Below are 23,190 nucleotides of genomic sequence, written 5' to 3'. Positions count from 1 at the left end.
ATGGAAAATTATATTATAAATTATAGAAGAAACAGACCCAATAATAATTTATACGAATCTTTAAATTATTTTAATCAAAATGAACAAGTAGTCGCGCCCAGACCAGCAAATACTAAAGATTGGTGTGCAATTAGAAATCAAATTGCCTATATTTTAGGGCAAGCTGAATTAGATTGGATTGATGCACAAACAGGAAGACAACTACTAGAAGGTGATAGAAACCCTGATAGAACTTTTAGAATGCTAGATTATCTAGAAGAATATTGGAAAGGTGTAAGAGGTATAACAACAAATCCGCCTGAATATCAAAATGTTAACCCAATAAGTACTGCTTTACATTCAGCTCAAAGCCATCCTACAATTGGAATTTGGAGTGCGGCTTTTGTTTCTTGGGCTATGAGAACGGCTGGAGTTGAGGAATCTGACGGCTTTGTATTTAGTATGCGACATATTACTTATGTGGTTCAAGCTTTGAGCAATGCCAGAAAAAATGATACTTCAAGACCTGTTTGGTTGGTTGATAATACAAATGCAGTAGAAGTAGGCGATATTTTATGTTTTAATAGAAAAAATGGTAATGGAGTAATGAGCAATCATACTCTAAATGGATTGGCGAGGCTTTATCTAGATGCAAACAACAACATAAGAAATTTAGAAGATGTTCGCGGTGTTTCACATTGTGATGTTGTAAAAGAAATTGTAACCGAAAATAATCGAAAATTTGCAATTGTTGTAGGAGGTAATAAAGGAGCAGGAACCGTTACTTCAGTGCGAATTCGTTTAAATAACAACAATACCATATTAAATCCAGCTACCGTAAGAAACCCAGGTAGTTGTTTTGGAATTATTAAATTAGGTTCAGGTTGCGCTCCAAGAACAACAGAATCAATTACTGAAGGCGAAGACGAATCGCTCCACCAACCTTTTTTTACAAATGCTTTTCTTTTTAGAAGAAATGCAAACAACCCAAATACTTTAAATGTGATTTTTGAAGGTGATTCTTGGCTTGATTATCCAATTCCTCGAGTGCTAGACTTGTACGACACCATTTCGGATAGAAACCAAAGCTTGAATCTAAATAGTTTGCACTTGGCAAAATTTGGAGAAACCACTAGCGATATGTTTAATGATAAAGCAAACTTTGTTCAATACATCAGTAACTATAGAATCGATAGAATATATTTTAGTGGTGGAGGTAATGATGTTTTTCCACAACTTGGAGCAATACTAAATCCTGGAATTACTAGCTTTAGTACTAGCTTTTTCACAGATCAATCTAAACTAAACGATTTGCGAAACACAGCTTCTGGAGATGAATTGTTTAGAAAATGCATTTTATATAAAAGATATTTAAATACTAGCGCATTTGAAAGTGCACTTTTCAACACAACCAATTTAAACCGAATTTTCAATACAATAGCAACAAATTATTTAGGATTTGGAAGTATTGTCAATTCAAACTCAACGCCAAATACTAAATTTTATATGCATACCTACGATTATCCGTTGTATAAATTAGGTGTAAGACCATCGTTGGTCAATGTAAGTTTGCCACTCGGACCTTGGATAAAACCAGTATTTGATCGATTACATATAAACGATGAAATTTTAAGATGCTATATTATAATCAGACTTCTAGATAAATTTCATTATTTATTAAACTGTATAAAAGCAATATTTATTCAAAGAAGATATCAATTTCAAACTCAAATTATCGATTTTCGAGGATTGCTAAATGGTTCACAATATTGGAGAGATGAGATTCATCCTAATTCCGCTGGAGCATCAAGATTATCAACTAGAGTTAATTTTTAATCTTAAAACTATAGTTATGAGATTTAGAAACACACAAAACGACCTAACGGTAACGGCAATATGCGGCACAACTTGCTGCCTGTTGTCGTTTGATATGGATGTTAATAAAACAAAAGGATTACTTGGTTTTGCTATCGAAAGAGAAGACAAAACAGAGCGTGAAAAATATTTTCTTAAAGGATTTAAGTATTTTGAAGAAACTGGATCTAACATTGGGAATGGGCAATTGTTCACCACATTCGAGCAACCGATACAATCTTTTTTATGGGAAGATTTTACTGTAAAAGAAAAACATCAATACATCTATACAATTATCCCCGTTTTTGGCAAACCGAAACTTCTTAAATATGGAAAAAGTTGTGCTATTACAGTAAATACTCCAACTAACAAGTTGGTTGAACACGAAGTCTACTTTAATAGAGGTGTAGCTGGAAGCAATGCGTATGCTAGCAAATTTAAAAACAAAAAACCAAGTGAAATGAATCCTGACGAACAACAGAAAGCACTTCAATGGTTGTCCAGAGGTCTTTTTGAAGCTTTAATTGGGTTTGTGGAATCTGCAACAGACAGTAACTATCAATTGCGTGCAGCACTTTACGAATTTGAATATCCGCCAGTACTTGAAGCTTTCAAAAAAGCATTTGAGCAGAGAAATGTTGATGTTCAAATTGTTTATGATTCAATAGGTCACAAAGAAAAAAATGAACATGCTATTTTAACAGCAAATCTTCCATCATCAATCATTACTCCTAGAAGTAAAGGTGTAAACATTTCGCATAATAAATTTATTGTTTTATTGAAAAACAGTAAACCTATTGCGGTTTGGACAGGTTCTACTAACATTACCGAAAAAGGAATTTTTGGACAATGCAATACGGGTCATATTATAAAAAACGAAAACATTGCTCAAAAATATTTTGAATACTGGAAATGCCTTCATTCTGATCCTGAGCAGGCTATTATTAAAAATAAAACTTCTGAAATTCAAAAAGAATTAAAATCGGAAGAAATACCAAATGGAACATCCGTTTTTTTTAGTCCTAGAAAAAGCAAAGACATTCTTAAAACGTATTCAGATTTTCTAAATAACTCCAATTCATTAATTTGTGGTATGTTTCCCTTTTCATTCAATAAATTAATAAAAGAAGCAGTTGTAAGACAAACAGATCAATTGAAATATATACTGATTGATAAACAAGATAAAAACACCACACTTTTAAATACAGATTTTGATAATGTTATCGTATATGGAGGTTATTTTAAAGAACCATTATTCGATTGGTTAAAAGAAACAAGTGCGGGAAGTCTGTTTAAAAGCGGTACTAATTTTATTCATAACAAAATTATGTTGATTGATCCAATGAGTGAAAATCCTATCGTTATTATTGGTTCAGCAAATTTTAGCGACAATAGTATTTCTAATAATGACGAAAACACTCTAATTATAAAAGGAAATAAAGATCTAGCCGATATGTATCTGACAGAATTCGTTAGGGTTTTTAACCATTATTATGTACGTCAAATCGCAAAAAAAATGACCCAAACAAATAATAAAAATCCATTGCATTTGTTTACAGATTCTAAAGATTGGGTGCCTACTTTTTATAAATCAACCACTTTAAAAGGCAAAAGGAAAAAATTGTATGATACTATGGCAGTTTAAATTCCTTTAAATAAAAAAGCGTCTTGAGTATTCAAGACGCTTTTCAAATTAAAAAAAATTAATAATTAATTACCCAAAATAATTTCATAAGAGTTGCCATTTATGCTAAATGTAGCTAAATTATCACAACTACCATCACCATAATTTAATGAAGCAATTCTGTTATTTCTTGAAAAAGTAATTACACCTTGAGAAAAAATACTTTTATTATCAGCAATACAGCTAAATTTTAAAATAATTGGACTTGTTATAGTAGTCGTTTTTATACTTAGGTTTGGGTAGCTAGTCTGCCAGCTTCCTGTTACACTATATACATTATCGTTCCATTCAGAAGTATCATAACCTGCAATAATTTCAGTAGTTCTGGTTCCATTTCTAGTCAATATTCTTCCGTCTGCTAAAGTAATTGTAAGATTCATTTCCATTGATAAAATTGGATGACTTGGCGAATTTGGAGTTTCTACAGTCATTGTTCTTGTGAAAATCTTAGTTCCTTCGACTTTTCTTTGATTGTGATAAAAATTTTCGAAGGTACATGTAATAATATGTGATGTGGCATTAGGTTGATAAGGAATAGAAATGATGATCTTCCCTTTTAAAATATTTCCGTTAGGCATAGTACATCCAGCAGTATCAAATGTTATGGTTTTAGTAATTATTCCTCCAACAGAAGGAAAACCACTTGTAGGATTTCTTACAACAGTGGCACAGCCAACTGGTAAAAAAGATGTACTAGGAATGGCAACTCTTGCACCAATTCCATCTTGAACTGTTAGTTGTTCGTCGACAATTTTTGACAAATCATCATTTTCCATATCAATTTTAGAATTAGTAATCGTTTCTTCAGATGTAAATGCGGTAGCATTATTGTCATTATCATCTTTCGAACAGCTAATCAGTACCACTGAAAAAGCAAATGCTAGCATAAAAAAATTAGTTTTCATAAATATAAATTTAAAGGGTTTTTATATAAGACATTAGTAAAACAAAAAGGTTTAATCTAAAGTTAAAAAAAGTGAATTTTTTTTAATTCAACTCAATAGTATTATATTTGTATAGCCAATGGACATTACTTCTCAAATAAAAAAACCCATTCTTGAAGAAATGGAACTTTTTGAAAAAAAGTTCTACCAATCAATGACTTCCAAAGTGGCTTTGCTTAACAGAATTACTTACTACATAGTTAACAGAAAAGGAAAACAAATGCGACCTATGTTTGTTTTCTTGATTGCAAAAATGGTTTCTAAAGGCGAAGTCTTGGAACGAACGTATCGAGGAGCACTGGTAATTGAGCTTATTCATACCGCAACTTTAGTGCACGATGATGTGGTGGATGATAGCAATCGGCGTCGCGGTTTTTTCTCCATCAATGCGCTTTGGAAAAATAAAATTGCAGTGCTAGTAGGCGATTATCTACTCTCAAAAGGACTGTTGCTTTCTATTGATAATGGCGATTTCGATTTACTGAAAATTATATCTGTTGCTGTTCGAGAAATGAGCGAAGGGGAATTGCTTCAAATTGAAAAAGCAAGAAGACTAGACATTACTGAAGAAATTTATTACGAGATAATACGTCAAAAAACAGCTACTTTGATTGCCGCTTGTTGTGCTTTAGGAACTTGTTCTGTAAATCCAAACGATTTGGATCAAATTGAAAAAATGCGAAAATTTGGAGAACTCATCGGAATGGCTTTCCAAATCAAAGACGATTTGTTTGACTATTCAGACGAAGCAATAGGCAAGCCAACTGGAATAGACATCAAAGAGCAAAAAATGACACTGCCTCTGATTCACGTTTTGAATAATTGCACCAAAAAAGACAAAGATTGGATTATTAATTCTGTCAAAAACCACAACAAAGACAAAAAACGTGTCAAGGAAGTTATCGCTTTTGTAAAAAATCAAAATGGCTTGGCTTACGCCGAAAACAAAATGTTGCAATTTCAGCAAGAAGCACTTTTGTTAATTGAAGATTTCCCCAATTCTGCCTACAAAGAATCGTTAATTCTTATGGTTAACTATGTAATTGAAAGAAAAAAATAATTTTTTTTGCTCACGAAGTACCATTTTTGCTAGAAATATCAAATACTTTTAATAACCATGCAACTATTTCATAACTATTCTCGTCTATGTAAATAGAAGTCCGATTGAATTTCAAAAATGTTAAAAATTGAATTCTGCCATTGAAACTGAATATGAAAGTAATCAACTTACATCAAGAAGAAAAAGAACTTATCCAGCCTGCGGTAGATAATAACCGTTACGCACAACAAAAGATATATTCTAAATTTTCTGGGAAAATGTTAAGTGTTTGCCGACAATACATAAAAGATTTACAGATAGCCGAAGATATTATGATTACCGCTTTTATGAAAGTATTTGTTCATCTTAAAAATTTTGAAAGCAAAGGCAGTTTTGAAGGTTGGATACGACGGATTATGGTAAACGAATGTATATCTTATATCAGAGTCCAGAAAAAAGTACGATTTATTGAAGATGAAACCTATTTTGAAGAAAGTTTCAACAATATCGAAAGTCAATTCTCTATAGAAGACATTCAGTTTTTGATAGATAATTTGCCTGATGGCTACAAAATGGTTTTCAATCTTTATGCAATAGAGGGATTCAAACATCAAGAAATAGCACAAATGTTAGGAATTAATGAAGGAACATCAAAATCGCAATTGTCTCACGCACGCAAAATGTTGCAAACCCAGATTGCCAAGTTAAAAAATTACGATAATGGAACAGAATAAATTAGAAAAACAGATAAAAGAAAAACTGAATTTGAGAGAGATTCAGCCTTCTGCTCAAGCTTGGGATAGGCTTGACGCAATTCTCTCTGTTACTGATGAAAAGAAATCAACTAGAAATTTTAAATGGCTTTATATAGCCGCAAGTTTTATAGGATTTACTATGGTAGGATTGTTTTTTTACAACCAAGAAAATTCAGCAACGGATATAAACTTAAATAATAAAGTAGTTGAAACAACTATTGATGTAGAAAAAGTAGAATCAAAATCAGAAGTTTTTCCAAAACAGGAAAAAACCACCCAGAAAGCTGTTGGATTAGTCCATAAGACAGAAGTAAATGTCCTAGCGCAACAATCAAAAGAGACAAGAATTGAAAAAAGTAGAAAAGAAAGAATACAAGAGTTTGTAAAGATAGAAAATGAAAATACACCGCTTATTGCACAAGAAGGTCATCTGAAAATAGAAGAAAAAATAGAAATTAAAATCAATTCGACTACCGCAATAGTATCAGTTGAGAATATTTTAGGTACTTCCGAAAAGCAAGCCAAACCAAAGCTAAAAATAGACCCCAAAGCGTTACTTTCGCAAGTCGACGGCGAAATTGAACTTACATTTAGAGAAAAAGTAATTAAATCAATTAACAAAAACTACGACAACGCTAGGCTATCTCTAGCAAGTAGAAATCAGGAGTAGCAATCATCAATCAACATTTAAAATCAAAAATTATGAGAAATTTTATTATTTACTTAGCCCTAGTATTATGCTCTTTTGTGAGCAAAATTTACGCACAAGACACATTTGAAAGCAAAGCAAGAACAATTGCTAATACTATCGAAAAAATCACAAGACAAGAAAAAGAAACCTTAAAGGTACAAATTGAGGAAGTTAATATTCAGCTTGATAAAAAAACCATTTCTAATCAAGATGCTGATGCTAAAAAATTAGAATTGGCAACACAATGTGCCATTGCTATTGAAACCAAAATTGCTCTTGAAGAAGCCAAACTAACGGAATTGGTCAAACAGAAAGTGGAAGGGAAGCTCGCCAATACAGAAGAAAAACACAAAGACCGAAGAAAACATATCTCTATTTATTATGGAGATGACACTCATAAAAATGATTCTGTAGGTAAAACCAAATCTGAAAAAAGAACCACTTCGCAATTTGTATTTGCAACAGGAATTAATAATTTAGTTACAGATGATAAAATTTCAAATTCAGATTTCAGGTATTTGGGCTCACATTTTTACGAATGGGGAATTACTTACAACACCAGATTAGCAAAAAACAATAATGTAGCACATATGAAATATGGAGTTTCTGTAATGTACAATAATTTAAGAGCGACTGATAACAGATATTTTCAAACAGTAGGAAATGTTACTAGTTTGACTACCTCTGCTATTAATCTCAAAGATTCTCGATTTAGAAATGTAAACATTGTAGTTCCAGTGCATTTTGAACTTGATTTCTCTAAGACTAAAATTGCAAATGACGAAAAAATATTCAATTCTCACAAAGGCTTTCGTCTTGGATTAGGAGGTTTTGCAGGAGTTAATGTTAAAACGAAACAAATTACCAAATACAACGATGCAATTGGTAATTCAGTAGAAACAAAATCTAAAGGGAATTATAATGTCAGTGATTTTGTTTATGGATTAAGTACCTATATTGGGTATAGCGAAACTAGTTTGTATTTGAAATACGATTTAAACACCTTGTTTGAAAATAATGTGACCAATCAAAACAATATCTCACTAGGACTTCGTTGGGATTTTAATTAATTATTGAGTTATTAAATTTGGAAAGTGCTTCATTGATGTATCGCCTTTTTATTTAGAATAATCTTCTCTAAATAATTTTAATCGTAATATTTGTGTAGTAATTATGAAAGACTACTTTTGCCTAAATTATAAAAGTAAATTATGAAAACCCAAATCTTAATTTTATTTGCATTTTGTATTTCGAATGCTCAAAATAATCAAGGAATAATAGGTGATTCAAACTGGTTCAATAATTGGACTAATTTTAGGCCAAAAGCTGTTGAATATAAGGAATCTACCAAAATTATTAATGGTGAAATAAACGTCAATACAACCCTGTATAGAAACAACGTTTACTTGCTTGTTGGAACAGTTTATGTATGTAAAAATGCAGTATTAACAATAGAACCAGGAACTGTAATACGTGGAGATTTTGAGACAAATAGTATGCTAATGGTTGTAAAAGGTTCTAAAATTATTGCTGAAGGAACTGAAACGAATCCCATAGTATTTACTTCAAATAGATCTACATCAGAACGGAAACCTGGAGATTGGGGCGGAATTGTTTTGCTTGGCGAAGCTCCTATAAACATGCATGGGGGAATGGCATCTTGTTTTTACGATCAAAACCCATTGTTTAATGGCTTTGGAGGAAAAAATGAAAATAGTGACTCAGGAATTTTAAAATATGTAAGAATAGAATTTGCTGGAAAAAAGATTGATTCTAAAATTGCATTGAATGGATTGACTCTTGCAGGTGTTGGAAACCAAACAAAACTGGAATACATACAAGTAAGTTTTGCTAGTGATGATTCTTTTGAGGTAATAGGTGGTAATAATAATTTGAGTAACGTAATATCCTATCGTGCTTTTGATGATGATTTTGACTACTCATTCGGCACTCAAGCCATAGTAAACAATAGTATAGCCATTCGTAATCCTTTTAATTCGGACAATACCCGTTCCAGATGTTTTGAAATTGATTCGTATGATAAAATAGAAAATGTTGATGTTACTAAAAAGAAAACACTTTTAAAACTAAAAAACATAACATTACTTAATAGTGAAGAAAGTGCTTCTTTAGGACTTATAAAAGAGGCTATATCATTAAAATATGATTCTTTCTTAGAAATGGAAAATTGTATTGTAAGTGGATTCTCTAGTTTCATAGCTTTGGATAATAAATACCAAGAAAACAATAATTTCAAAAACATTAAAGTTTATAATTCAACGATTAATAATTGTGCCGTTGCATTTACAAATGAAACATTACAAAAAAATGACCAAGTAAATGACTGGTTTTTAAATAATGCTAATTTATTAAAGGTTTCTAATGTTGAAATGATTAATTTGTTTAAAAATCCAGATTTAAAAAAGAAACCCGATTTTAGAATAAAATAATTGGACTATCATTAAAATTCTTTGCGGAATAAACTTATTTATTCCGCAAAGTAAACTTCATATTAATAAATACTATTTAATTTGAACTATACTCAACGTGTTTCTTATTCTAAATATAGAAAACAGTAAATTTTTTGATTTGTTTTAATATACTCAGAAATCACAGATAAATTGCATTTAATCGATTATAATTGATTATAATCGATTATAAATATTTTTGTTTAGTTGTTTTTTATCTATTGAATATATTTTATCAATTTTGTAAAAAAATATTCAATGAAAAATATAAATTTATTTTTGCTGTTTTTTATCTGTAATTTCATATCTGCTCAGGAAGTACAAGGTATTATTGGGAGTGCTAATTGGTTTGAAGGTTGGACAAATTTTAAGCCAAAAAGCACAGAATATAATCAACAAACTAAAATCTTATCAGGAAATATTTCAATCAACACAACATTATACAAAAAGTATGTATATATGTTGGCGGGTACAGTACGAATAGTTGATAAGGCGATATTAACAATAGAGCCTGGAACAGTAATTAGAGGAGATTCGGAAACCTTAGGAGCTTTAATTATAACCAAAGGCTCAAAAATTAATGCCATAGGAACAGATTCTGACCCCATAGTTTTTACCTCAAACAAATTGCCATCAGACCGGAAAGCGGGTGATTGGGGTGGATTAATAATACTTGGTGACGCTCCAATTAATACACCCGGCAGTATGGCTTGTTTTCAATTTGATATAAACCCAAAATACAATATGTATGGAGGTAAAAACGATAACGATAGTTCAGGAACCCTAAAATTTGTTAGAGTCGAATTCGGAGGTAAAAAAGACATTACAGGATATTCTTCAAATGGTATTTCTTTGGCAGGAGTTGGGGGCAAAACAGTTCTAGAAAATATAATTGTATCAAATTCTCTTGATGATTCTTTTCAAATTTATGGAGGAAATCTATTGTTGAACAATATAATTTCTGTACTTGCTAAAGACGATGATTTTGATTTGACTTCAGGTACTCAATGTACAATCAACAACAGTATTGCTATTCGTTATCCTTATACTTCAGATGTATTGCGCTCCAGATGTTTTGAAATAGAAACATTTGAAAAAAGAGATGATTTTGACGGAACAAAGAAAAAAACTTTAGTAAAGCTTAATAACGTCACAATGGTTAATAATGAAGACAATAATATGGGTTTGGTAAAAGAAGCTGTATTTTTAAATGAAGAAGCGGAGTTAGAAATTAACAAGTGTGTTGTAACTGGATTTTCTAGTTTTGTATCACTTAATAATTATTTTTTTCACGATGATAATTTCAAAAAGATAAAAATTGTAAACTCTAAAATTGACAATTGTCCAAGTCTATTTTCTGAGGAAACATCAAAAATTAATTTTGAAATCAATCAAATGTTAAGTGTTATTAAAGATTGGTATATGGTACCAAAAAACAAAATTACCCAAACCCAAATAGGAGTCAAGAATTTATTCATTAATAATGACATCAAAAAAAATCCTGATTTCAGATTGAAATAAATTTAATCATTCAAATTTATCAAAAGCGCTTTTAAAAGCGCTTTTTTTCATTTTAATAATACAAAATTAAGGTTGTATATTTGAACCATTACAATTTTTAAAACATTGATTTCAAAAGCCACCATAGACACCGTATATGAAACTGCTCGAGTTGAGGAAGTAATAGGCGATTTCGTACAACTCAAGCGAGCAGGAAGCAATTACAAAGGTTTGAGTCCGTTCTCTGACGAGCGCTCTCCATCGTTTATGGTTTCGCCAGTAAAACAAATCTGGAAAGATTTTAGTTCAGGGAAAGGAGGCAATGCGATAGCTTTTATTATGGAACACGAACATTTTTCGTATCCAGAAGCCATACGATATTTAGCCAAAAAGTATAATATTGAGATTGAAGAAACAGAACAATCTCAAGAAGAGAAAGAACAAGCTGGCGAGAAAGAAAGTATGTACCTAGTCTCTGAATTTGCTTCAAAGTTTTTTCAAAACACTATGAACAATACTGACGAAGGGAAGTCAATAGGGCTTTCTTACTTCAAAGAAAGAGGTTTTACAAACGACACCATCAAAAAATTCGGATTAGGATACTCCCCTGAAACTTGGGATGCTTACACAAAAGAAGCCTTGGGTCAAGGTTATAAATTAGAGTATATAGAAAAAGTTGGATTAACTATTCTTAGGGAAGACGGTAGGCATTTTGATCGCTTCAAAGGGCGTGTAATGTTTCCTATACAGAGTATGTCAGGGCGTGTTTTGGGTTTTGGAGGGCGTATTTTGACTAATGATAAAAAAGCTGCTAAATATCTTAATTCGCCCGAAAGCGAAATTTATCATAAGAGCAAAGTTTTATACGGAATTTATCACGCAAAACAATCCATAGCAAAGCTTGATAATTGTTTCCTTTGCGAAGGATATACTGATGTAATCCAGATGCATCAAGCAGGAATCGAAAACGTAGTTTCGTCTTCTGGAACGGCACTAACTCCAGATCAAATACGATTAATAAACAGGCTGACTAAAAATATTACTGTACTCTTTGATGGTGATGCCGCTGGACTTCGTGCGTCTATTCGAGGAATTGATTTGATACTAGAAGAAGGAATGAATGTTAAAGTATGTACTTTCCCAGATGGTGACGATCCAGATAGTTTTGCTAAAAAAACACCTTTAGACGAATTGCTAAAGTATCTAGATGAAAACGCTATGGATTTCATTCAGTTCAAAGCTTCGTTATTGATGAAAGATGCTAAGAATGATCCCATCAAAAAAGCGGAATTAATTCGAGATATGGTAAATAGTATTTCTAAAATTCCAGACAGAATTAAAAGAGAAATCTACATCCAAGAATGTTCCCGCATCATGGATATTTCAGAAGAAGTTTTATTCAATACATTAGCACAATTAGTTCAAAAAGACATCCAAGAAATTGGGAAAAAGCAAAAACAAGATCAAAAAAATCAAGTTTTTGAAGTTCATAAAAACGAAAATATTTCTGTCAAGGCGAAAGTTGACGTGTTGTATGAGTTAGAACTTAAAATCATTGAAATTCTCTTGCTTTATGGAAATGTAGAAGAAGATTTTGAGGATATTCTACTTAAAGCTAATGATGATGGTGAGTTGCAAGAGGTGAAAGAGATGAACAAATACAAAGTGTATCAACGCATCTATTTAAGTCTTCAAGAAGATGAGGTTGAATTGGCAACTCCAATATTTAAAAACATTTATACAGACTTGATAAATTATTTCAACGAAAATGAGAATTTTGAAATTGAACAATACTTAATGCGTTTGTCTCCAGAACTATCACAAGAAGTAACCACAATTTTGATGGACGATGAAAAAGTTGCTTTGCACAATTGGGAAGCAAAACAAATCTATGTAAAACAAAAAAACCAAACAATAACTCAATACGTTTCAGAAACAATATTGACTTTAAGATGGTTTTTAGTAAATAAAATTATTGAAGAAATCAAATCTAGTCTTTCTTCCGAAATTGACTCTGACAATTCCGAAAATTTAGCAATGGCTATTGATTATTCTAAATTAGTCAACAATTTTTCCAGTAAACTAGGGCGAGTAATGTCGCGTTATAGCTAAACTATTTCCAGTGTTTTGGCTTTGTTTACTAGATCAACAAGGTTGGTGACATTTAATTTAGCAAGAAGTCTTAATTTGTAAGTACTAATCGTTTTTTCGTTTAAGGTCAATATCTCAGCAATTTCTTTATTTTTCTTACCGTTAGACAAGTAACGCAATACTTCAATTTCACGAGAAGATAATTTTCTATACAATCTTTCCGATTTTGGTTGTCTTGCAATCAAAGCTATATTTTTCTTCACAGCATCGCTAAATATTATCGCGCCACGATTTACTTTTAATATTGTAGAAGCTAAATTTTCTAATTTTTCAGATTTGTGAACAAATGATGAAACACCAGCTTTTATAGCGTTTGGAGCATAAATTTGCTCATTCAAATTAGAAAAAAGTATAATTTTTGTTTTTGGATATGATTTCAATAATGATTTAACAAGATTAATACTTGTTAAGCCTTCAAGTTCAAGATCTAAAAGCAATACATCAATATCTTTACGTTTTAACATTTCCTCAGTCATATCAAAATTATCCACTATTCCAGTAAGTGAAATATCTGAATGTTCTTTAAAATACGATTTTATCCCATAGTGTACCACTGGATGATTGTCTGCTAGTCCTATTTTTACCATAACCAAATTATTAAACGTTAAACAAAATACCTACAAATTTACAAATTAAAATCGGATAAAGGTTATAAAAGCCAATATTATTACATAAATTCTTTAGGAATGAAGCAAACTGGTATTGAATTCATTTTATGTTGATTTGTTTTGTTTAATCTTTTGTATAGTATGAAAACTTCTTTTTCACGACCCGAAAAGTCATTTTCTGATTTACCATTCTCAATTGATTTCATTGCAAATTCGAGCTCTTCATAACTCGCTCCCAGTTGGTCTTCATCACTTCGATCATCACCAAAAAGCCCATCGGTAGGTTTTGCTGTCAAAATAGAGTTGGGAACTTTTACATACTCTGCAAGGGCTTTTACGTCACTTTTCATCAAGTCGGCAATTGGGCTCAAGTCCACACCACCATCCCCGTATTTAGTATAAAAACCAACCCCAAAATCCTCTACTTTATTTCCTGTTCCAGCTACCAAAAGGCCATGAATTCCAGCAAGATAATACAAGGTAGTCATTCGCAATCGAGCACGAGAATTGGCTAGAGAAATTTGATATTTTCCTTCATCATTTGTTAATGGAATTTCGCTTTTAAAACTTTCAAAAACAGGTGTCAAGTCAACTCTAGTGGCACTAACATTTTCAAATCGGGTTTTAAGTTGTTCAATGTGTTCCTGCGCCCGACTCACGTGACTGGCAGCTTGATGAATAGGCATTTCCACACACAAAGTCGTAAATCCTGTTTGAGCACAAAGAGTTGAGGTCAATGCAGAATCAATTCCTCCAGAGATACCAACTACAAAACCTTTAACCCCAGCGGTTTGAGCATAGTTTTTTAACCAGTTTACAATATGCTCGTTTACTTTCTCACAATTAATTGAACTATTTTTTTGCATTGTTCCTACTATTTTAAAAACCAAATGTATATTTGCAAAACTAATAATTATTTTGAAGCTAATCCTGCTGTTCGTTACAATCTTTTGTTTTTTAAAGAAAAAAACAAAAGGATTTCCACTGCCATCAGGGCTAAAAAAAAGAACAGTTTATGAAACAGTATATTTTTATTCTATTTTCAACAATTCTTTTAATTTCTTGTTCTGAAAAAAACAAAGTAAAAGAAGCTATTCAGGAAATTCCTGTCGATATCAAAGTGGATCGTTTCGACCAAGCTTTTTTTGAAACACCGATCCAAGATTTGTCAAATTTAAAACAGCAATACCCAAGCTTTTTTCCGCAAAATGTTCCTGATTCTGTTTGGACAAATAAAATGAGTAATCCATTATGGAGAGAATTGTACACCGAAGTTCAAAAAAAATACAAAAATTTTGACAAACAAACCTCAGAAATCGAAGACCTTTTTAGTCATATCAAATATTATTACCCACAAACGAAAACGCCAAAAGTAGTGACCTTAATATATGATATGGATCCCGACTACAAAGCGATTTACGCAGACAGTTTAATCATAGTGTCATTGGAATTATATTTAGGAAAAAATCATAAATTTTATGAATTCCCAGAATATCAAAAGTTGTCTTTCGAATCCTCGCAAATTTTACCAGATATTGTTCAAGAATTTTCTGTTCGAAAAATAAAACCACCTACAGAAAAAGATTTACTTTCGTTAATGATTTATGCAGGTAAACAACTCTATTTGAAAGATGCTTTGCTTCCTGAATATTCAGACGAAGACAAAATTGGGTATACAAAAGAACAATTGCAATGGGCAATTACAAACCAGGCTGATGTTTGGCGATTTTTCATTGAAGAAAAACTACTGTACGAAACAGATCCGAAATTAGCACAACGATTCATACAACCAGCACCATTTACAAAGTTCGGTTTAACTTCAGACAATGAATCTCCCGGAAGAATGGGATCTTGGATGGGTTGGCAAATTGTAAAATCATTTATGAAAAACAATACTGAAGCTACATTACAAAAAATGGTGCTGATGGATGCCAAAGAGATATTTCAAAAATCAAAATACAAGCCTAAAAAATAATTTTAAATTACGAATTTTCTAAATTACAAACGATATAATAAAAACATAATGACATCAGAAATAAAATTCATAGTAGATCTTGACGCCAATAGAGTGCCAGAAAAAATAAATTGGTCAGCCCAAGATGGTGGAGTAGAAGCCCAAGAAACAAAAGCCATTATGCTTTCAGTTTGGGACAGTAATATTCAAGAAACCATGCGTATCGATCTTTGGACTAAAGATATGCCTGTTGATGAAATGAAATTGTTTTTTCATCAAACATTAGTCTCTATGGCAGATACTTTTTATCGCGCTACAAACGATGAAAAAATGACAGATACTATGAAAGATTTTTGCGATTATTTTGCTGAAAAACTAGAACTTACTAAATAAAAAAATCGGTCATTGACCGATTTTATGTGTTTTAAATAAACGAATCATTGGATTTAAAAATTTCTTCATTCACTCCAGCAATATATTCTAAAACTTTATCTTTTCCAGTGCCTTCTGTGGCTGAAGTTACAAAGTGTTGAGGCATTTCTTCCCAGTTGTTTTTTAGTAAAGCAGTACGATACCCTGCAATATGCTGTGCTACTTTTCCTTTGCTAATTTTATCAGCTTTGGTAAAGATAATGCAAAATGGCAATTCAATTTCGCCTAAATACGTAATAAATTCAAGGTCTATTTCTTGTGCTTCATGACGAATATCTATCAATACAAAGGCACAAACAAGTTGTTCTCTTTTTTCGAAATAATCGGTTATAAATTGTTGGAAAACCTCTTTGGTTTTTTTAGAAACTCTAGCATAACCATAGCCAGGTAAATCTACTAGAAACCAGTTATTGTTAATTTTAAAATGATTAATTAATTGTGTTTTCCCAGGTCGTCCAGAAGTCTTAGCTAAACTTTTATGATTAGTCAACATATTAATCAACGATGATTTCCCAACGTTTGACCTTCCAATAAAGGCATATTCTGGCAAACGCTCTAGTGGGCATTTACTCACATCTGAATTGCTTATAATAAATTCTGCGGTATTAATTTTCATTTAATATATTTTACACTAAAAATAGTGGTATAAATCTTTTTTATAATTTTGAACACTGAACACTGAACACTGAACACTGAACACTGAACACTGAACACTGAACACTGAACACTGAACACTGAACACTGTTAATGCTCTGCTTTATTCGTCAACCATTCCTCTAGAATTTTATTAAACTCCTCAGGATGTTCCATCATAGCAGCGTGACCGCATTCTTCTATCCAATATAAAGTGGAATTTGGTAACAATTTATGGAATTCTTCTGCAACATTTGGTGGTGTAACTTTGTCGTTTCTTCCCCAAATAATTCCAGTAGGAACGTGCATTTTAGGCAAGTCTTTTGCCATATTATGGCGAATGGCACTTTTGGCAATAGTCAGGGTTTTTATCAATTTGATTCGGTCGTTTACAGTTGCATAAACTTCATCAATAATTTCTTTGGTAGCAATGGCTGGATTGTGAAATACATCTTCGGCTTTCTTTTTAATGTATTCATAGTCACCACGTTTTGGATAACTGTCTCCCATTGCACTTTCATAAAGTCCAGAACTACCTGTGATTACAAGTCCCGAGACTCTTTCTGGATACATTTTTGTGAAATACAATGCGATATGTCCTCCTAGAGAATTTCCAACCAAAATGGCTCTTTCAAATCCTTTGAAATCCATAAAATTCTTCACATAAACGGCAAAAGCTTTTACATTGGTTTTTAATATATTTTGTGTGTAAAGTGGCAATTGTGGAATCACAATTTTATATCCTTTTGCAGGAAAATAATTGGCAACACCATCAAAATTACTTAATCCGCCCATTAATCCGTGCAAAATAATAATTGGAATTCCTTCACCAGCTTCAAAATATTCGTATTTACCTTCTTTAATTAAATTATTCACAAGTATTCGTTTTGTCTTAGATATAGTGCAAATATAGGATTAAAATTTCAAAAATGTTAATAAGCTTAGGAAACTAAAATCCGCCTCTTGTTTGTTGATTGTTTCAATTTTTTCAATCAAAAAAATGAAAACTTATCAACAAAGTGGTATTAAGTGGTAAATTGTGGTAAAAACTTTTTTATATTTGCTCTTTATCATCTAAATTCATAACTCATTGAATACCATTGTAGGTACATACGAATGTAAGGTTGATTCTAAAGGAAGGTTGCTATTGCCTAATCCTTTGAAGAAGCAATTGAGCGAATCTTTGCAAGAAGGTTTTGTGCTCAAGCGTTCTGTTTTTCAGCAATGTTTAGAGTTGTATCCAATGCAAGAATGGAATTTGATGATGCAAAAAATAAACAAGCTCAATCGTTTTGTTAAAAAGAACAACGATTTTATTCGTCGTTTTACAGCTGGCGTTCGTGTGATAGAAATTGATGCAACTGGAAGGATTCTGGTGCCAAAAGATTTAGCAATTTTCGCTTCAGTTTCAAAAGACATTGTATTGTCATCGGCAATAAATATTATTGAGATTTGGGATAAAGACTTATACGAAAAAGCAATTGATGATTCTGTCGGAGATTTTGCTGATTTGGCAGAAGAAGTAATGGGAAATGTAAATGACGACGACAATGGAAATGGAATATCATAATCCGGTTTTGCTTAAAGAAACTGTCGATGGTTTGAATATTAAACCTGACGGAATTTATGTTGATGTAACTTTTGGCGGTGGCGGTCATTCTAAAGAAATATTGTCTCGTTTGAATGAAAACGGCAAATTATATGCCTTCGATCAAGATGAAGATGCTTGGGATAACGCATTACCTGACGAAAGATTTACACTCATTCAAGAAAATTTTAGATTTATAAAAAGGTTCTTACGTTTTAATGGGGTTAAAAAAGTAGATGGAATTCTTGCAGATTTAGGTGTTTCGTCTCATCAATTTGATGTGCCAGAACGTGGTTTTTCGACTCGTTTTGATGCCGAATTGGATATGCGAATGAGTAAAAAAAATGAACTAACGGCTTTCAAAATTGTCAACGAATATGACGATGCTAATCTTCGTCGTATTTTTTATGATTACGGAGAATTAAGCAATGCGCCAGCGCTGGCAAGAACCATTATTGAAGAAAGAGAAAAAGAAGAAATTAGAAATACAGAACAACTAAAAAATGTTTTGGCACGGTTTCTACCGAATAATAAAGCGCATAAAATTTTAGCCCAAATATACCAAGCCATTCGTATTGAAGTCAATCAAGAAATGGAAGTTTTGAAAGAATTCTTATCTGAATCATTAGAGGTTTTGAACCCAGAAGGAAGATTGAGTGTTATTTCATATCATTCGCTTGAAGACAGATTGGTAAAACGGTTTATGAAAAACGGGTTGTTTGAAGGAGAGCCTGAAAAAGATTTCTTTGGAAATTTTGAAGTGCCTTTCAAATTAATCGGGAAAATGATAATTCCTTCCAATGAAGAAATAAAAATAAACAACCGGGCAAGAAGCGCAAAACTTAGAATTGCAGAGAAAAAATAAAAGCTCAGCAACTTTGAACCTTTGCAACTTTGAACCTAAAAAACAAATGAAATACGGAATATACAACATATTAAAAGCAAAATTCCTAGTCAATGAAGACGCAGTAAAAAACTGGCGATTTATTGTCTTTCTTATTGGTTTGGCGATTATGATGATTGCAAATACGCATAGTTATGAAAAAAAAATATTTCAAATAGCTGAATTAACAAACGAAGTAAAAGAATTGAGATCGGAATTTGTGGACAGGCGTTCCGAATTAATGAAAATAAAAATGGAATCGACTGTGGCCAATAAAATGGTTGAAAAAGGAATTTTTCCTTCCTCGGTTCCACCAAAGAAAATAAAAGTAGCTCGAGAAAAAAACACTTGGGAAAAATTATGGCAATAGAAAATAGAAATATTTTAAAACGAATTTATCTCGTTGCCTTATTCATATTTATTATGGTAGTGGCAATAGGCGTAAAACTTACTAATATTCAGTGGGTTGAGGGTAATTATTATCGTAAGTTGGCCAAAGAACGCTCCGTTAAAAATTTCGTAATTCCAGCCAATCGAGGCAATGTTTATTCTTCCGATGGAAGTTTGCTTGCTACATCAATTCCAGAATATACCATTCGTTTTGATGCTGTAGCACCAAATAAAGAAAATTTTGACGAAAACATTCAAGGTTTGTCGGATTCGATAGCCGTTTTGTTAAACAAATCTGCTTTTTCAGTTTTAAATGATTTCCGCAAAGCTAGAGCCAACAAAAATAGATATTTATTAGTTGCTCGCGATTTGAGTTTTACCCAATATATGACCTTAAAAAATTTCCCGTTATTCAATCTGGGTGCTAACAAAGGAGGAATGATAACCGAACAAAAAACCGTTCGGGAACATCCTATCGGAAAAATTGCCGAAAGAACTATTGGCTATGAGCGTTTTGATTCGGGTGGCAATCCAGTTCAAGTTGGCATCGAAGGGGCATATGGAGATTATCTAAACGGAAAAGACGGCAAAGTTCTCAAGCAAAAAATCTCTAAAGGACAATGGAAACCCATTCGGGACAACAATGAAGTAGAGCCTCGCGATGGTTATGATGTGGTTTCTACTATTGATGTTTATGTACAAGATATAGCACACCACGCCTTACTAAAACAATTAGAATTGTATGAAGCCGATCATGGTTGTGTGGTTGTTATGGAAACCAAAACAGGTCATGTAAAAGCCATTTCAAACTTAGGTAGAGCCCAAGATGGTTCATATTATGAAACCATAAATTATGCAGTTGCAGAGTCGCACGAGCCGGGTTCTACTTTCAAATTGATAGATTTAATTGCACTTCTTGATGACAAAAAAATTGATACTAGCAAAGTTTATAATACTAATGGTGGCGTAGTAATCTATCGTGGTCGAAAAGTAAACGATTCACACGAAGGCGGTTACGGAAAAATCTCTTTGGCAAGAGGTTTTGAAGTTTCTTCAAACACGGTTATGGCGCAAGCAGTGAGCGAAAATTATAGAAATAATCCAAAACAGTTTACGGATAGAATTGTAAATCTTGGTTTAAATAAACCACTCGGATTACCATTCAAAGGAGAAGGAAGGCCATTTATTCCGCAACCATCAGATAAGAGTTGGAGTGCTATTTCATTGCCTTGGATGGCTTTTGGCTATGGAGTTTCAGTAACGCCTTTGCAAACACTAACATTATATAATGCGATTGCAAACAATGGCGAAATGGTTAAACCATTATTCGTTCAAGAAGTAAAAGAATGGAATAAAACCATTAAAAAATTTGACAAGCAAGTTATAAATCCTAAAATATGTTCTGACGAAACCCTGAAAAAAGTGCAAGCTGTGCTTCAAAATGTCGTTAAAAAAGGAACAGGGTCAAAATTGTATTCTAAAGATTTTTCGATGGCTGGCAAAACAGGAACGGCTAAAGTAGATTATCATAAAACCGATGGTAGTATGTATTATGCTTCGTCTTTTGCAGGATATTTTCCCGCCGAGAATCCTAAATATTCTTGTATTGTGGTGGTTCATAAACCCAATACATCAAAAAATAATTATTACGGAGCGGATGTAGCTGGACCAGTTTTCAAACGAATTGCTCAAAAAGTTTTTACCGATGTGCCTTCAACCAATCAAGTTAAAAATTTGAAGAAAGCCAATCCAAAACAAGATAAGAATTATATCACTTACAATGATAATGTAAATAAAAAACACAACTCAATCCCAAATTTAAAAGGAATGTCAGGAATGGATGCCGTTGCTTTATTAGAAAATTTAGGAATGAAAGTAAAAGCTATCGGAATTGGAAAAGTTAAAAAACAATCTATTTTACCTGGGCAACCCTTATTAAAAAATAACACTATAATTTTAGAATTGTCATAATGATTTTAAAAGAAATTTTATATAAAGTAGCACTCGAAGTCGTTCACGGTTCAACCGATGTTGAAGTGAATAATATTCATTTTGATTCTCGAAAAATAGAATCAAACGATACTTTTGTGGCTATTCGCGGTTCGGTTTCAAACGGTCACGAGTTTATCGATAAAGCAATTTCGCTTGGTGCATCAGTAATTATTTGCGATGAATTACCAACTGATTTATTGTCGCAAATCACTTACGTGAAAGTAAAAGATACAAATGTCGCGTTAGCGTATTTAGCAACTAATTTTTACGATAATCCGTCACAAAAACTACAATTGGTTGGTGTGACAGGTACCAACGGGAAAACAACAATTGCCTCATTATTATACCAACTTTTCAAAAAAGCAGGATTTAAAGTAGGATTGCTTTCTACTGTAAAAATTATGGTTGATGAAGTTGAACACAAAGCAACGCACACCACACCAGACTCGCTAACAATCAATTATTTTTTGAATGAAATGGTCGAAGCGGGTTGCGAATATTGTTTTATGGAAGTAAGTTCGCACGGCATTCATCAAAAACGCACCGAAGGATTACAATTCGTTGGTGGTGTTTTTACCAATTTGTCTCACGATCATTTAGATTATCATCCCACATTTGCAGAATATCGCGATGTGAAAAAGTTATTTTTCGATAATTTACCTAAAACTGCGTTTGCACTTTCCAATATCGATGATAAAAATGGAACGGTGATGATGCAAAATACGAAAGCTAGAAAATTATCGTATGCTTTAAAAACGTATGCCGATTATAAAGCTATAATTATTGAAAATCAATTAAGCGGATTATTATTAAAAATAAACGAACAAGAAGTTTGGGTTCGATTAATAGGCACTTTCAACGCCTATAATTTATTAGCAATTTACGGAGTTGCTATCGAATTAGGACTTGAAAAATTAGAAGTTTTAAGATTATTATCTGAATTAGAAAGTGTTTCAGGTCGTTTTCAGTTTATAGTTTCACAACAAAATATCACGGCAATTGTCGATTATGCGCACACGCCCGATGCTTTAGAAAATGTATTGAGTACGATAAATGACATTCGTACAAAAAACGAACAATTAATAACGATTGTTGGTTGTGGTGGCGATCGAGACAAAACTAAAAGACCAATTATGGCCAATATTGCTTCTGAAATGAGCAACAAAGCCATTTTAACATCAGACAACCCAAGAACTGAAAATCCAGAAACGATTATTGCCGAAATGGAAGTGGGAATCACGCCTGTAAATTTCAAAAAATACATATCGATTACCGATAGAAAGCAAGCCATAAAAACGGCTTGTCAATTGGCTCAACCAAATGATATTATTCTCATTGCAGGAAAAGGACACGAAACCTATCAAGAAATAAATGGTGTGCGTCACGATTTTGACGATATGCAAATGGTAAAAGAAATTTTAGAACAGTTAAATAAATAATTAGGAATCAGGATTTAAGAATTAGGAATAAAATCGTAAATCATAAATCGTAAATCGTAAATCAATATGTTATACTACTTATTCGAATATTTAGACAAAACACTCGACGTCCCTGGAACTGGAGTTTTTCAATATATCACATTTAGATCTGCTTTGGCAATTATTATGTCGTTGCTTATCTCTACTATTTTTGGAAAACGAGTAAT

At 32.3% G+C, this 23,190-nt stretch carries 21 protein-coding genes and 1 pseudogene; 17 read left to right on the top strand and 5 right to left on the bottom strand.

The features are described 5' to 3' along the window. Positions 1-1,815 carry a DUF2272 domain-containing protein gene (locus tag RMO70_RS01990; RefSeq protein WP_310554749.1) on the top strand — a complete coding sequence of 605 codons (1,815 nt, stop codon included), beginning with the start codon at positions 1-3 and terminating at the stop codon, positions 1,813-1,815. Continuing rightward, complete coding sequence (locus RMO70_RS01985; RefSeq protein WP_310554748.1) at positions 1,757-3,478, top strand: phospholipase D-like domain-containing protein; 1,722 nt, start codon at positions 1,757-1,759, stop codon at positions 3,476-3,478. Before RMO70_RS01990 ends, RMO70_RS01985 begins: the two co-directional genes overlap by 59 nt. A gap of 65 nt (positions 3,479-3,543) precedes the next feature. Here the strand turns inward: RMO70_RS01985 and RMO70_RS01980 are convergent, their stop codons facing one another. Then, positions 3,544-4,422 (bottom strand): hypothetical protein, encoded by an 879-nt coding sequence (locus tag RMO70_RS01980; RefSeq protein WP_310554747.1) that lies wholly within the window; start codon positions 4,420-4,422, stop codon positions 3,544-3,546. A gap of 118 nt (positions 4,423-4,540) precedes the next feature. Between RMO70_RS01980 and RMO70_RS01975 the strand changes: the two genes are divergently transcribed. From RMO70_RS01975 to dnaG, 7 genes are all read left to right on the top strand, one after another. Next, a complete protein-coding gene (locus RMO70_RS01975; RefSeq protein WP_310554746.1) occupies positions 4,541-5,521 on the top strand; it encodes a polyprenyl synthetase family protein in 981 nt (326 codons plus the stop codon). Positions 5,522-5,673: 152 nt separating this feature from the next. After that, complete coding sequence (locus RMO70_RS01970; protein ID WP_310554745.1) at positions 5,674-6,234, top strand: RNA polymerase sigma factor; 561 nt, start codon at positions 5,674-5,676, stop codon at positions 6,232-6,234. Then, positions 6,221-6,925: a hypothetical protein gene (locus tag RMO70_RS01965; RefSeq protein WP_310554744.1), complete on the top strand. Its 705-nt coding sequence runs from the start codon at positions 6,221-6,223 to the stop codon at positions 6,923-6,925. Before RMO70_RS01970 ends, RMO70_RS01965 begins: the two co-directional genes overlap by 14 nt. Positions 6,926-6,957: 32 nt before the next feature. After that, positions 6,958-8,016: a hypothetical protein gene (locus tag RMO70_RS01960; RefSeq protein WP_310554743.1), complete on the top strand. Its 1,059-nt coding sequence runs from the start codon at positions 6,958-6,960 to the stop codon at positions 8,014-8,016. 141 nt (positions 8,017-8,157) lie between these two features. Then, a complete protein-coding gene (locus tag RMO70_RS01955; RefSeq protein ID WP_310554742.1) occupies positions 8,158-9,396 on the top strand; it encodes a hypothetical protein in 1,239 nt (412 codons plus the stop codon). 276 nt (positions 9,397-9,672) lie between these two features. Next, on the top strand, positions 9,673-10,935 hold the full coding sequence (locus tag RMO70_RS01950; protein ID WP_310554741.1) for a hypothetical protein: 1,263 nt from the start codon (positions 9,673-9,675) through the stop codon (positions 10,933-10,935). A 105-nt stretch (positions 10,936-11,040) separates the two neighbouring features. Further along, the gene (gene dnaG / locus RMO70_RS01945; RefSeq protein WP_310554740.1) at positions 11,041-13,026 is read left to right on the top strand and encodes a DNA primase; all 1,986 of its coding nucleotides are present in this window, start codon (positions 11,041-11,043) and stop codon (positions 13,024-13,026) included. Here the strand turns inward: dnaG and RMO70_RS01940 are convergent. Next, positions 13,023-13,652 carry a response regulator transcription factor gene (locus RMO70_RS01940; RefSeq protein ID WP_310554739.1) on the bottom strand — a complete coding sequence of 210 codons (630 nt, stop codon included), beginning with the start codon at positions 13,650-13,652 and terminating at the stop codon, positions 13,023-13,025. The genes dnaG and RMO70_RS01940 overlap by 4 nt on opposite strands. An 80-nt stretch (positions 13,653-13,732) precedes the next feature. Further along, on the bottom strand, positions 13,733-14,539 hold the full coding sequence (nadE, locus tag RMO70_RS01935) for an NAD(+) synthase (protein ID WP_310554738.1): 807 nt from the start codon (positions 14,537-14,539) through the stop codon (positions 13,733-13,735). Between the two features lie 149 nt (positions 14,540-14,688). On the opposite strand from nadE, the gene gldB reads away from it, so the two are divergent. Next, a complete protein-coding gene (gldB, locus tag RMO70_RS01930; RefSeq protein WP_310554737.1) occupies positions 14,689-15,648 on the top strand; it encodes a gliding motility lipoprotein GldB in 960 nt (319 codons plus the stop codon). Positions 15,649-15,696: 48 nt separating this feature from the next. Next, a complete protein-coding gene (gene gldC / locus RMO70_RS01925) occupies positions 15,697-16,020 on the top strand; it encodes a gliding motility protein GldC (RefSeq protein ID WP_310554736.1) in 324 nt (107 codons plus the stop codon). A 31-nt stretch (positions 16,021-16,051) separates the two neighbouring features. On the opposite strand, the gene yihA is transcribed toward gldC, so the two are convergent. Continuing rightward, positions 16,052-16,675 (bottom strand): ribosome biogenesis GTP-binding protein YihA/YsxC, encoded by a 624-nt coding sequence (yihA, locus tag RMO70_RS01920; RefSeq protein ID WP_310554735.1) that lies wholly within the window; start codon positions 16,673-16,675, stop codon positions 16,052-16,054. Between the two features lie 128 nt (positions 16,676-16,803). Next, the gene (locus tag RMO70_RS01915; protein WP_310554734.1) at positions 16,804-17,568 is read right to left on the bottom strand and encodes an alpha/beta hydrolase; all 765 of its coding nucleotides are present in this window, start codon (positions 17,566-17,568) and stop codon (positions 16,804-16,806) included. Positions 17,569-17,782: 214 nt separating this feature from the next. Between RMO70_RS01915 and mraZ the strand changes: the two genes are divergently transcribed. The 6 genes and pseudogenes from mraZ to RMO70_RS01885 form a co-directional block, all read left to right on the top strand. Then, positions 17,783-18,262 (top strand): division/cell wall cluster transcriptional repressor MraZ, encoded by a 480-nt coding sequence (gene mraZ, locus RMO70_RS01910; RefSeq protein ID WP_310554733.1) that lies wholly within the window; start codon positions 17,783-17,785, stop codon positions 18,260-18,262. Beyond that, positions 18,231-19,145 carry a 16S rRNA (cytosine(1402)-N(4))-methyltransferase RsmH gene (gene rsmH / locus RMO70_RS01905; RefSeq protein ID WP_310554732.1) on the top strand — a complete coding sequence of 305 codons (915 nt, stop codon included), beginning with the start codon at positions 18,231-18,233 and terminating at the stop codon, positions 19,143-19,145. The genes mraZ and rsmH overlap by 32 nt, the downstream gene beginning before the upstream one ends. A 46-nt stretch (positions 19,146-19,191) precedes the next feature. Beyond that, positions 19,192-19,533, top strand: a complete 342-nt coding sequence (locus tag RMO70_RS01900; RefSeq protein WP_310554731.1) for an FtsL-like putative cell division protein — start codon at positions 19,192-19,194, stop codon at positions 19,531-19,533. Beyond that, entirely contained in the window at positions 19,524-21,524 is a 2,001-nt protein-coding gene (locus RMO70_RS01895; protein WP_310554730.1) for a penicillin-binding protein, read from the top strand. The genes RMO70_RS01900 and RMO70_RS01895 overlap by 10 nt, the downstream gene beginning before the upstream one ends. Further along, positions 21,524-22,984 carry a UDP-N-acetylmuramoyl-L-alanyl-D-glutamate--2,6-diaminopimelate ligase gene (locus RMO70_RS01890; RefSeq protein ID WP_310554729.1) on the top strand — a complete coding sequence of 487 codons (1,461 nt, stop codon included), beginning with the start codon at positions 21,524-21,526 and terminating at the stop codon, positions 22,982-22,984. Before RMO70_RS01895 ends, RMO70_RS01890 begins: the two co-directional genes overlap by 1 nt. 66 nt (positions 22,985-23,050) lie before the next feature. After that, positions 23,051-23,190 (top strand): annotated as a pseudogene (locus RMO70_RS01885) (phospho-N-acetylmuramoyl-pentapeptide-transferase); the annotation flags it as partial.

Origin of the sequence: Flavobacterium sp., assembly GCF_031422135.1 — a bacterium.
Taxonomy (GTDB): domain Bacteria; phylum Bacteroidota; class Bacteroidia; order Flavobacteriales; family Flavobacteriaceae; genus Flavobacterium.
This window is presented reverse-complemented; position numbering and strand designations above follow the sequence as displayed.